Genomic DNA, 12,683 nt, shown 5'->3' on the forward strand with positions numbered 1-12,683 from the left:
TATTAATGATCAACGTTTAATGACTTAGTCAGAGTCTCTAGCGCTTTAAGGCGAACTTTCATCTCTGGCAGATTACGTAAATGGGCAATGTTTCTGCGCCACTCTTTATTTGAAGAGTGTGGAAGCCCTGAGGAATAAACACCAGGTTCCGTAATCGCTTTAGTCACCATGCTCATACCCGTAAGTATAACACCATCACAGATATCTATGTGACCATTTATGCCTACAAGCCCCGCAATCTGGCAATTTTTACCAATAGTTGTACTACCAGCTATCACGGTACAGCCAGCAATTGCTGTGCCTGAACCAATTTCAACATTATGAGCAATTTGACATTGGTTATCGATAATCACATTGCTGTGAATGATTGTGTCGTCTATTGCGCCGCGATCAACCGTAGTACCTGCACCAATTTCAACCTTGTCACTAATAATAACGCGACCAAGCTGAGGGATTTTTATCCATTGTCCTTTATCGTTTGCATAGCCAAAGCCATCACTGCCGATTACGCTACTTGATTGAAATAAACAATCATTGCCAATCTCTACATCATGATAAACACTGACATTTGCCCACAGTTTTGTGCCATTGCCAATTTTTGTGTTTTCACCAATAAAGCAATTAGCACCTATTTGCACGTTATCACCAATTACCGCTCCGGCTTCAATCACCGCATTAGCGGCAACAGCGGCTGTGCTTGCAACCGTGGCATCAGGGTGGATCACCGCACTTGGGTGTATACCTGATGACGCTGAACGTGGCGTGGTATCGAGTAACTGAGCTAATTTCGCGTAGCAAACATAGGGGTTAGCAACGATGAGCTTATTACCTTGATAATACTCTGCATCTGCGGCAGATAAGATCACTGCCCCCGCTTGAGTATCACTAAGTTGTGAGCGATATTTCTTATTCGCTAAAAATGCAATATGCCCAGATTGGGCATTTGCAAGTGTAGCAATTTTTGAGATTTCCCAAGCGCCGTCACCGTCAAGCTCGGCGCCTAGAAGTTCCGCAATCTGCGAAAGCGTATAATTATGCATATAATAAGTTCTATTGCTTACTTACTTGATCAACAACTTTACTTGATAAATCAACTACCGTTTTAGGGTTAAAGTAGATAGTAGTATCTTTAACTTTAACTTCATCATATTTACCATCTTTGGCAATATCTTCGATTGCTTTGATGATAAGACCTTGAACTTTAGCTAATTCTTGATTTTGACGAACTTTAATTTCTTGCTCTAAAGGACGACCTTTTTCAGCAAGATTTTTTTGCATACCTTCCACTTTTTCACGTAGGGCATCTTTTTGCGCTTGGCTCATCGTAGTGCTTTCACGCTTGAATTTTTCTGCTTCAAAGCGGATATCGCCCTGCAACTTCTCAAGCTCTTGACGACGCTCAGCAAATTCAGCTTGTAATGTTTGCTCAACTTTTGCCATTTGTGGGATTTGTTTGTAGATTTCTTGCATATCTACGATACCTACTTTATGTGCAAAAGCACTTGCAGAAGTACCCATCATAAGTGTAGCTAAAATGGCAATTGCCGATGATTTAAATGATTTTTTCACAAAAAACTCCTTTAGAATGTATTACTAATGTTAAAGCTGATGGTCTTCGTATCGTCATCTTCTTCTTGTTGCAATGGATACGCAAAACTAATCAACATAGGACCCATAGGTGAGATCCATTGTAGTGATAAACCGGTTGATACCCTAAAGCGCAGCGGATCTGAATAATCCTCAAGCTTAGCGCGTTCATCCGGCCCTAAATTTTTATAACGATCAACGTTAAATTCAGTATCCCATACGTTTGCAGCATCAATAAAGAAGCTGGTACGTACAGAACTGGTATTATCTTCATCCAAGAATGGAGTTGGCACAATTAACTCCATGCCAGCAACCGCTTTAGCATTACCACCAATACGCCCTTGTGGTGTTAACACATCAAACTCTGGCGAACCGCCTATATTGCCTGTTAGGCCACCATCTGGCAACGAAGTGCCCGGAATTAACTGTGGCGTACGTGATATTGCGCGCGGCAATATAGTATTACGGTCAAAACCGCGTAATTCCATTTCTGTTATACGAAAGTACTCTTGGAATGGCAATGTTTGGTCGTAACCATTGGTTGTGCCATAACCGTTACCATAACCAAGCGCAGCACGGGTTGAGAATACCCAACGATGGTTATTCGAAAGCGGCCAATAAAAACGCGAGTCATAGTTTAACTTAAAGTAAGTTAAATCAGAGTTTGGCGTAGTACCTGTTAAGTTTAATGTTTGACGCGAACCTGCAGTTGGGAATAAGCCACGGTTTACTGTCACACGAGACCAGCCAACGCTGAGTTCGTACTTAGTAAAATCAAATCCTTTATCTGGATTATTCGGGTCTAAGAAGGTCTCACGCATAACACGAGTTTGCTCATATTCAGCAATTTCAGATAATTCTTCTTGGATCCAACGTACACCAAAGTTGATACGGTTTACCGCATCAATCGGGAATCCTATATTAGTACCAATCCCGTAGCTTTTCGATTTGTAATCGATGAGGCTAAACTTACTTGCATCGTAATTACTGTAGAAAATACTACTGCCTTGCGACACACCATCTGGGGTGAAGTAAGGGTCGGTATACGATAAACTAACACGTTCTGAACCACGCGAGGTATTGATGTTAAAGCCAATCTGGTTACCCGTGCCTAAGAAGTTAGACTCAGTAACACCGATATTAAATTGCAGACCTAAGTAAGAACCATAAGCAAGACCTGCATTAAAGCTACCTGCTGATTGCTCTTTAACAGTAAAATCGACATCAACTTGGTCATCTATACCAGGGACTGGCACAACATTAAAATCAACACTTTCCATGTAAGGAAGACGTTGAATTTGTAGCTTTGAACGCTCAAGATTCTGATTCGATAACCAGGCGCCTTCCAGCTGGGTCATTTCACGACGTAATACTTCATCTGCGGTATTTTGGTTACCACCAACGATAATACGACGAACATAAACACGCTGACCAGGATTAACTGAGAGTGTTAACTGAACTTCTTTGTTTTCATCGTCAATTTCAGGAATGGTGCGAACTTCCGCATTCGCATAACCGAAACGCGCTAAATAACTTTTGATAAATTCTTCAGATGAGGTAACCACTGAGCCATTATAAAGTTCACCGGCACGAAGTGGAATAACGCTTTTGATCAGTTCTTCACGGCCAAGTAAATCACCAATGAAGTCAAAGCCTTTCACTTTGTATTTAACGCCTTCGGTGATGTTAGCTGTTACATACACAGATTCACGCTCAGGACTAACTGATACTTGTGTTGAGTCAATATTAAAACGTAAGTAACCACGGTCTAAATAATAACTACGAATTTTCTCGAGATCGCCTTCAATGGTTTGTTTCTGGTAGCGATCGCTGCCCATAAACTGCCACCAAGGTAAATCTTGTTGTGACTCAGCAAGTGCTAACAAGTCTTCATCACTAAATAATTCATTACCAACTAAGTTGATCTGACGAATAGATGCGGCATCGCCTTCATCAAACTCAAGTTTTAGCTTAACGCGGTTACGCGGTAACTTAGTGATACTGACATCAATTTTAGCGTTGTATTTACCAATACTGTGGAAAAACTCTATTAAGCCTTTCTCGATGTTATCCACCACAGTTTTATCCAGTGGTTCACCTTGGCGAATATCTTGCTGATCAAGCGACTGAGTAAGCTGCTCGTCTTTAATGTCTTTATTGCCTTCAAACTCAATAACACTAATTGTTGGGCGCTCTGTTACTTTAAAAATAACATTATTGCCATCACGTAGTGCCTTGATGTTGTCGAAGTGACCTGAGTTATACAAAGACTTAATCGTTTTTGAAATTGTGTAGTCATCAACATTATCACCCACATTAATAGGAATATGTGTCAATGCCGCTCCCAACGCAACGCGCTGTAAGCCTTCAACTTTTAAATCGTCAACAATAAAGGAGTTTTGGCCTAGGGCTGCAAAGCTAGCACCTAATAAACTTGTTACTGCCAAATGTTTTTTTATAGCCATTTTATTATCTTTATCCTTTACAACGGTATTACCGCTCAACACCTTAAAATTATACTTTAGCGGTGTTTTACAATCGTGTTTTAATTCGAGACTGTCGCAATTGCTTACAATCGCGATACATCATTGAACAAAGCGAAACATGTAAGAAAAATGAGTAGCAAGGCACCCACTTTAAAACCAAATTCTTGTGTCTTTTCAGAGACCGGCTTTTTACGAAAAAGTTCAATTATGTAATACATTAAGTGCCCACCATCAAGCACTGGTAAGGGCAATAAATTAAATACGCCCAGGTTTACACTTATCAATGCTAAGAAGCCTAAAAACGCTACTAAGCCATAGCTTACGCTAGTTCCCGCTCCAACAGCAATACCAACTGGACCACTTAAATTCTTCACTGATACTTGACCAGTAATTAAGTTACCAATCATATCAAAACTTAGGCTGATCAAGCGCCATGTTTCACTTACGCCCAGCACCATACTATCGAGTGGACCATAATGTCTAGTTTCAATGTAACCATCTGGCCATGTTTCAACCACCGGCGCTACACCTAAAAAGCCTTGTAGCAAGCCATCACTATTACGTTGTCCTTTCGGCGTAACATTTAGCAGCTCTATACTATCTTGTCTTTTTACACTAAATTGTAATGATTTGTTAGCGGATTGCTGAATAACATTAACTAACTGCGTCCAACTGGTTATTGTTTCACCATTTACTGCGATAATTTCATCGCCTGCTTGTAAATTAGCGTCTGCTGCAGCAGAGTTTGGCGAAATTGTGGCAACGGTTAAAGTCGCCTGCGGACGAAACGGTACAATACCTAATGAAGCTAATGGTGGCACATCTTGTTGATCAAGTTTCCAACCATCAATATCAAGCATTTTAACCTGTTCTTGAAATTGCTCGTCACGCACGGTAACTGCAACGCTTTTATCACCTAGGCTGGCCATTAACGCAAACGTAGCATCTTGCCAGGTAGCAATATCATCATCGCCAATTTTTATAATTTGCTGACTTGGCATAATACCGGCTTGCTCAGCGCGGCTACCCTCATTTACTGAGCCAACCACCGGCTTCACCGATTGAACCCCAACCATGTACATCGCAGCTAAAGCAAAGATAGCAAATATAAAGTTAGCCAGCGGGCCTGCCGCTACAATCGCGATACGCGCTTGTACTGACTTGGCATTAAATGATAAGTGACGTTGTTCAGCTGACACCTCATCAACACGTTCATCAAGCATTTTCACGTAGCCACCTAAAGGAATTGCTGCAATGACATATTCAGTGTCGTGTTTATCGTGCCATTTTATTAGCGGTTTACCAAAGCCAATAGAAAACCTTAACACCTTCACACCCGCTTTGCGGGCAACCCAAAAATGGCCATATTCATGCACTGTTACTAAAATTCCCAGCGCTAGAATAAAAGAACCTAAATTCCACAGAAAATCGAACATATTAGCGTACTACCTTTGCAATGAGTTGCGTCGCTTGAAGTCGAGCTAAACGGTCACATTCAAGAATTTCATCGAGCGTGTGTACGTTTACATCAACCGTTGTGTCTAATGTTTGTGCATTAATGCGGTATATATCAGTAAAGCCTATCTGCCCTTGTAAAAATGCCTGCACAGCAATTTCATTGGCAGCATTAACTGTCGTTGTAGCACCTTGTCCAGCATTACACGCAGCAATAGCTAATTGTAAATTGGGATAGCGGGCAAAATCTGGTTTCGTAAAAGTAAAATCAGCAAGCTGTGAAAAATCCAGTGGTGTTACTCCAGCATCAATACGTTGTGGGTATGCTAAAGCATGAGCAATCGGTGTACGCATATCTGGATTCCCCATTTGCGCTAGCACCGAGCCATCTTGGTATTGCACCATTGAATGAATAATACTTTGCGGGTGAATGACCACTTCAATATCGTTTGCCTGGCAGTTAAATAGCCATTTAGCCTCAATAAACTCAAGGCCTTTATTCATCATAGTGGCTGAATCAACAGATATCTTTTGTCCCATCGACCAATTTGGATGCGCCACGGCTTGTGCCACAGTAACGTCTTTTAAAGAGGCAATATCACACGTTAAAAAAGGCCCACCAGAACCGGTAAGTAAAATTTTACTTACCCCATGCTCATTTAACTGTGCATTAGTTTTAGAGCCTTGCAGTGCACTTGGCAGGCACTGGAATATGGCATTATGTTCACTGTCAATCGGTAGTAAAGTGGCTTTATGTTGTTTTACTTTATCAATAAACAACTGACCTGACATGACTAAAGATTCTTTATTCGCCAGTAATACTTTTTTACCTGCTTCTACCGCACTGAGTGTAGGTATGAGCCCTGCTGCACCAACAATCGCCGACATTACCGCGTCAACGTCTGGGTGAGCGGCCAGTTCACTCATGGCGGCAATGCCACTGCGGATCACTGTTTTGCAGCCACTGCCCGATAAGTGTTGGCTTAACTTAGCTGCAGCGCTGTCATCTGCCATCACTGCAAAGCGTGGTTGATGAGCAATACACAATTGCGCCATCAATTCACTATTATTACCTGCCGCAAGTGCAAATACAGCAAACTGTTCTTGATTACGCGCAATAACATCTAAGGTACTTAAACCAATGGAACCTGTCGCGCCGAGAATGACGAGTTGTTGTCTACAACTCATAAACTAAGTGTCCATGCATAGCACAACACAAAAATGGGGGCTGCAGCAGTTAGGCTGTCAAGACGATCTAAAATCCCCCCATGGCCAGGCAAACATGAGCCACTATCTTTAAGACCAGCTTCGCGTTTAAACATACTTTCGAGTAAGTCGCCAATAGCTGAGAATAACGCGATGAATACAGTCATAATCGCGTAAATTGGCCAAACAGACATATCTACATTGGTAAAATGACAAAACGCTAAAACAAAAATTACCGCAGCAACTAAGCCACCAGCTAAACCTTCAATGGTTTTATTAGGGCTCACTTTTGGCATTAACTTATGCTTGCCAAAGTTTTTACCCGTAAAGTATGCACCAATGTCAGCACTCCATACGATCCCCAGTACCACTAAAATAAGCATCGAACCAAAGTGCGTTGATTGCTCATAGTTAGCACTGCGCAGTGTATTAAGCGCAAGCCACAGCGGTACTAAGGTGAGAATACCGGCAATAGCGCGCATAACCACTCCTTCGTTCCATGCTTTAGCCATTGCTGGGTAGCGCCACACTAGGTAGGTGGCTACAATCCACCACGAAAATGACAGTGTGAATATATAATTTGCGTCTCCTACGAGCTGGCCGTCGACCCACAGTCCATCAATTGGCCAATGCCAATTAAGCAGTACCAGTAACAAGCCAATAAACGTCACAAACGAAAAACGTTTAACTTTATCGCATAACCCCATAAATGCCGACCATTCCCACGCGCCTAATAAAACAATCGCGCCAGCAATGTAACTAAACAATGTAAGAGGTGTATAAAAAACCAACACCAGTGCCAAAGGCGCTAGCACTAAAGAGGTTAAAATTCGTTGTTTTAGCAAAGTGTTACCCTTTTTAATTAGGTTTCAGCGAGTAATTGTTTTATTTGTTCGCCAGTACAACCAAACCGTCGCTCTCTGGCAACGTAACAAGCGATAGCATCAGCAAAAGCTGCTTCATTGAAGTCAGGCCAAAGCGTATCGGTAAAGTAAAGTTCAGCATAAGCAGCTTGCCACAATAAAAAGTTGCTTATGCGTAAATCGCCACCAGTACGGATCAACAAGTCAGGTTCAGCCTGATCTTGCATACTCATATGGGCGGCTAAATCGTGCTCTGTAATATCATCAGGGTTTAACGTCCCTGCAGCAATCAGCTTACCTAATTGCTTTGCAGCATTTGTTATATCCCATCGACCACCATAATTTGCCGCTACATTCAGTTGCAAACCAGTATTATTAGCCGTTAATTCATGTGCTGCATCAACCTTGCTGCGCAAAGTATCTGAAAAACGAGATAAGTCACCAATAATGGTTAACTTAACATTATTTTTGTGTAGCTTTTTAACTTCCTTACTCAGCACAAACAAAAACAGCTCCATCAAGGTACTGACTTCATCTTCGGGGCGATGCCAGTTTTCACTACTAAAAGCGAATAGAGTCAATGACTCTACTCCTAATTTAGTACAAAACTGCACAGACTGACGAACCGCATCCACGCCTTTTTTATGACCGTACACACGTGGCCTATTCTTGGCTTGTGCCCAACGACCATTGCCATCCATGATTATAGCGACATGCTTGGGTAAACATTGCTGGGAAATTTTATCAGCGTTAAGAACCATAAATATCGAGTATTCCATAAAAAAACGCCGCCTAGTATACCCCAGACGGCGTTTCAAAACTAATAAATTTACTAGCTTAGATTTCCATCAACTCGGCTTCTTTCGCCGCTAATTGAGTGTCCATCTCTTTAATGAATTTGTCCGTAAGCTTTTGAATTGCATCATCAGATTGACGCGCTTCATCTTCAGAAATATCTTTATCTTTCAATAAGTTTTTAACGTCACCGTTAGCATCACGACGAATATTACGGATTGCAACACGGCCGCTTTCAACTTCACCACGAACGATTTTAATTAAGTTTTTACGACGTTCCTCAGTTAGCGGAGGAAGTGGTACACGGATCACAGAACCTGCTGACATTGGGTTTAAACCTAAGTCAGATGCCATGATTGCTTTCTCTACCGCTTGTGCAAGCGATTTATCAAATACACTTAACGCAAGTGTACGTGAATCTTCAATTGTTACATTGGCAACTTGGTTCAATGGCGTTGGTGCGCCGTAATATGGCACCATAATGCCATCTAATATTGCCGGATGAGCACGGCCAGTACGGATTTTAGATAGTTGACTGCTAAGTGCCGTTACACTTTTCTGCATACGTTCTGCAGCATCTTTTTGAATATCGTTTATCACGGTTCAATCCTAATCTAGTTAATAACTTCATCTGAGGCTTGTGAAGAGATAAGAGTGCCTTCTTCTTCGCCCATAATTACACGCTTTAAAGCGCCTGATTTATTCATATTAAATACGCTCAACGGCATCTTGTGATCACGCGCAAGAGTGAATGCCGCAAGATCCATTACTTTTAATTCTTTTTCAATGATTTCATTGTAGCTCAAGTGACGGTAAAGTGTCGCCTCTGGATTTTTTACCGGATCATCACTGTAAACACCGTCAACCTTGGTGGCTTTAATCACGGTATCGGCTTCAATTTCAATACCACGTAAACACGCGGCCGAATCCGTTGTAAAGAATGGATTACCAGTACCGGCTGCAAAAATAACTACACGGCCCGTTTTTAATAAGCTAATTGCCTCAGCCCAATTGTATGCATCACACACACCGTTAAGTGGGATAGCTGACATTAAACGACAATTTACAAATGCACGGTGCAACGCATCACGCATTGCAAGACCATTCATGACAGTTGCTAGCATCCCCATATGATCGCCAACTACGCGATTCATGCCTGCTTCGGCAAGTGAGCCGCCACGTAAAAAGTTACCGCCACCGATAACTAAACCCACTTCTACGTCGAGTTCTACAAGCTCTTTGATTTCTTGCGCCATACGGTCTAATACTTTTGGGTCGATGCCGAAGCCTTCGTCTCCCATCAGTGCTTCACCGCTTAATTTGAGAAGAACGCGTCTAAAAATAGGTTTACGATTGATTGTCATAGTATTTGGGCCAACTTTATAAAAAAAGGATAAAAAATAACCGCGCTTATGATTTTCACATAAAGAGCGCGGTTATTTTAAAGAATTTTCAGCGATGACGCAAAAGCAAATAACAGAATAATTTCATCTAACTCACTTTTTCGTCAAAGGAAATCGATTTTATTGACCTTTAGCAGCAGCAATCTGTGCAGCAACTTCAGCAGCAAAATCTTCAGTTTTCTTCTCGATACCTTCACCAACTTCTACACGTACGAAGCCAGTAACTGTTGCGTTTTTCTCTTTAAGAATTTCGCCAACAGATTTTTTAGGTTCCATGATGAAAGCTTGACCAGTAAGAGAAACCTCACCAGTGAATTTTTTCATGCGACCAACAACCATCTTCTCAGCGATTTCAGCAGGCTTGCCTTCGTTCATCGCGATTTCGATTTGTACTTGCTTTTCTTTTTCAACAACGTCAGCAGGTACATCTTCAGGTGCTAGGTACTCTGGGTTTGAAGCAGCAACGTGCATTGCAACGTGCTTAAGTGTTTCTTCATCAGCAACACCCGCAACAACAACACCAATACGCTCACCGTGACGGTACTCAACTAGTTGCTCACCAGCAATGTACTGTAAACGACGTACGTTGATGTTTTCGCCAATTTTAGTAACTAGTTCAACACGATCTTCTTCGAACTTAGCTTGTAAGTCTTCGATAGAAATCGTTTCTGCAATAGCAGCATCAGCAACTTTGTTAGCAAATGCTAAGAAACTTACGTCTTTTGCTACGAAGTCAGTTTGACAGTTAACTTCAACTAGTACTGCAACACCTGCATTTTGCTTGATGATGATAGTACCTTCAGCAGCAATGTTACCTGCTTTTTTAGCAGCTTTTGCAGCGCCACTTTTACGCATATTTTCAATCGCTAACTCGATGTCACCATCTGTTTCAGTTAACGCTTTTTTACAATCCATCATGCCAGCGCCGGTACGCTCGCGTAATTCTTTAACTAGGGCAGTAGTTACAGCCATTAGTAAATCCTCAAATCTGAATTCAGGTTTAGATAAGCGGGTTACCCGCTCTACAAGAATAGCAAGTCTTCATCTAAAATTAGATGAAGACTTGATGACAGCTAATTACTCAGCTTCTACGAAGTCGTCTTTCTCAGCTTGAGCAACGATATTGCTCTCACGACCTTCAGTGATTGCTGCTGCAACTGCGCCTGTGTAAAGGTTGATTGCACGGATAGCATCATCATTACCAGGTACGATGAAATCAACACCGTCTGGGTTAGAGTTAGTATCAACGATCGCAACAACTGGAATACCTAGGTTGTTAGCTTCACGGATAGCGATGTGCTCGTGGTCTGCATCGATAACGAAAAGTGCGTCAGGAAGACCACCCATGTTTTTGATACCGCCAAGGCTCTTTTCAAGCTTTTCCATTTCGCGGTTAAGCATTAACGTTTCTTTCTTTGTTAACTTCTCGAAAGTACCGTCTTGGCTTTGGATCTCAAGGTCTTTAAGACGCTTGATTGATTGACGAACTGTTTTCCAGTTAGTCAACATACCACCTAACCAACGGTGATTTACGTAATACTGATCACTAGCGATAGCGGCTTCTTTAACCGACTCGCTTGCTGCGCGCTTAGTACCAACGAAAAGAACTTTACCTTTGTTTGACGCAGCACCAGTTAAAAACTTAAGTGCGTTGTTGAACATTGGAACAGTTTGCTCAAGGTTGATGATATGAACACGGTTACGTGCGCCGAAGATGAAAGGCTTCATCTTAGGATTCCAGTAACGTGCTTGGTGACCGAAGTGAACACCAGCTTGAAGCATGTCGCGCATTGAAACGTTTGCCATTTTGTATTTCCTCTGTTTAGTTTAGGGTTAGGCCTCCACATACCCCATAGCACCAACACCGCAGTTAAATGAAACTGAAATGCACCCAAGTGTATGTGACGATACGTGTGTGTGTTAAAATAAAATTGTGTTTGCCTTAAATACAAAAAATCATTTAAGAATTTATTTGTAAAAAGACGGCGCGCTTTATACCATATTAAAAACAAATATTCAACGTCGCGTGCAAAATTTGTGCGACGATAAATGTGTAAAACTCGACAATGGAGCCTCCATGAGTGCTGTGATCAAGACCCCTGAAGAAATAGAGAAAATGCGTGTAGCCGGGCGCTTAGCGGCAGATGTCCTGGAAATGATAGAGTCACATGTAGTTCCCGGTGTAACCACTGATGAACTAAATACAATTTGTCATAATTATATTGTCGATGTGCAAAAGGCAATTCCTGCCCCACTAAATTACCATGGTTTTCCTAAATCAATTTGCACCTCAGTAAACCATGTAATTTGCCATGGTATTCCTAACGACAAAGCATTAAAAGATGGCGACAGTGTCAATATCGATATCACGGTTATCAAAGATGGCTACCACGGCGACACATCAAAAATGTTTCATGTTGGCACGCCAAACATCCAAGGCAAGCGTCTTGCTGAAGTAACGCAAGAAAGCCTTTATTTAGCAATAAAAATGGTTAAACCAGGCGTGCGTTTAGGTGATATCGGCGAAGCGATTCAAAAATATGCAGAGAGCTTTAACTACTCAATTGTTCGTGAATATTGCGGCCATGGTATTGGTGCAGAGTTTCATGAAGAACCACAAATAATGCATTATGGCCGCGCTGGTACTGGCGAAGCCCTAAAAGCAGGTATGTGTTTGACTATTGAGCCAATGGTTAACGCTGGTAAACGCCAGTGTAAACTATTAAAAGATGACTGGACTGTGGTTACTAAAGACCGTAGCTTGTCTGCGCAGTGGGAACACACCTTATTAGTAACTGAAAATGGTGTTGAAATTTTAACGCTTCGATCAGATGATACGATTGACCGGATCATTGAACATTAAATACTGACTCACCCGACTTAGGGTG

12 protein-coding genes are annotated in these 12,683 nt (G+C 41.8%); 1 reads left to right on the plus strand and 11 read right to left on the minus strand.

The window, feature by feature from the left end; all coding sequences use genetic code 11:
• Window positions 1-2: 2 nt before the first annotated feature.
• From lpxD to rpsB, 11 genes are all read right to left on the minus strand, one after another.
• The gene (lpxD, locus tag H5180_RS12605; protein ID WP_182731382.1) at window positions 3-1,040 is read right to left on the minus strand and encodes a UDP-3-O-(3-hydroxymyristoyl)glucosamine N-acyltransferase; all 1,038 of its coding nucleotides are present in this window, start codon (window positions 1,038-1,040) and stop codon (window positions 3-5) included.
• Between the two features lie 10 nt (window positions 1,041-1,050).
• Window positions 1,051-1,569: an OmpH family outer membrane protein gene (locus H5180_RS12610; RefSeq protein ID WP_145240487.1), complete on the minus strand. Its 519-nt coding sequence runs from the start codon at window positions 1,567-1,569 to the stop codon at window positions 1,051-1,053.
• A gap of 11 nt (window positions 1,570-1,580) precedes the next feature.
• Window positions 1,581-4,052: an outer membrane protein assembly factor BamA gene (gene bamA / locus H5180_RS12615; RefSeq protein WP_182731381.1), complete on the minus strand. Its 2,472-nt coding sequence runs from the start codon at window positions 4,050-4,052 to the stop codon at window positions 1,581-1,583.
• A gap of 104 nt (window positions 4,053-4,156) precedes the next feature.
• Complete coding sequence (gene rseP / locus H5180_RS12620) at window positions 4,157-5,509, minus strand: sigma E protease regulator RseP (protein WP_145240483.1); 1,353 nt, start codon at window positions 5,507-5,509, stop codon at window positions 4,157-4,159.
• 1 nt (window position 5,510) lies between these two features.
• Window positions 5,511-6,716, minus strand: a complete 1,206-nt coding sequence (gene ispC / locus H5180_RS12625) for a 1-deoxy-D-xylulose-5-phosphate reductoisomerase (protein ID WP_182758332.1) — start codon at window positions 6,714-6,716, stop codon at window positions 5,511-5,513.
• Window positions 6,713-7,579, minus strand: a complete 867-nt coding sequence (locus H5180_RS12630) for a phosphatidate cytidylyltransferase (RefSeq protein WP_145240480.1) — start codon at window positions 7,577-7,579, stop codon at window positions 6,713-6,715. Before H5180_RS12630 ends, ispC begins: the two co-directional genes overlap by 4 nt.
• Window positions 7,580-7,596: 17 nt before the next feature.
• Window positions 7,597-8,376 (minus strand): isoprenyl transferase, encoded by a 780-nt coding sequence (locus H5180_RS12635; protein WP_145240478.1) that lies wholly within the window; start codon window positions 8,374-8,376, stop codon window positions 7,597-7,599.
• A gap of 58 nt (window positions 8,377-8,434) precedes the next feature.
• Complete coding sequence (gene frr / locus H5180_RS12640; protein ID WP_215909106.1) at window positions 8,435-8,956, minus strand: ribosome recycling factor; 522 nt, start codon at window positions 8,954-8,956, stop codon at window positions 8,435-8,437.
• A 50-nt stretch (window positions 8,957-9,006) separates the two neighbouring features.
• Window positions 9,007-9,756, minus strand: coding sequence for a UMP kinase (pyrH, locus tag H5180_RS12645; protein WP_145240474.1), 750 nt, complete (start codon window positions 9,754-9,756; stop codon window positions 9,007-9,009).
• A 159-nt stretch (window positions 9,757-9,915) separates the two neighbouring features.
• Complete coding sequence (gene tsf, locus H5180_RS12650; protein ID WP_145240472.1) at window positions 9,916-10,767, minus strand: translation elongation factor Ts; 852 nt, start codon at window positions 10,765-10,767, stop codon at window positions 9,916-9,918.
• Between the two features lie 105 nt (window positions 10,768-10,872).
• A complete protein-coding gene (gene rpsB, locus H5180_RS12655) occupies window positions 10,873-11,601 on the minus strand; it encodes a 30S ribosomal protein S2 (RefSeq protein ID WP_145240470.1) in 729 nt (242 codons plus the stop codon).
• Window positions 11,602-11,872: 271 nt separating this feature from the next.
• Here rpsB and map point away from each other — a divergent pair, with 271 nt between their 5' ends.
• Window positions 11,873-12,658, plus strand: a complete 786-nt coding sequence (gene map, locus H5180_RS12660; RefSeq protein WP_145240468.1) for a type I methionyl aminopeptidase — start codon at window positions 11,873-11,875, stop codon at window positions 12,656-12,658.
• The last annotated feature ends 25 nt before the right edge of the window (window positions 12,659-12,683 follow it).

The organism is Pseudoalteromonas sp. SR41-4 (genome assembly GCF_014163985.1).
Taxonomy (GTDB): domain Bacteria; phylum Pseudomonadota; class Gammaproteobacteria; order Enterobacterales; family Alteromonadaceae; genus Pseudoalteromonas; species Pseudoalteromonas rhizosphaerae.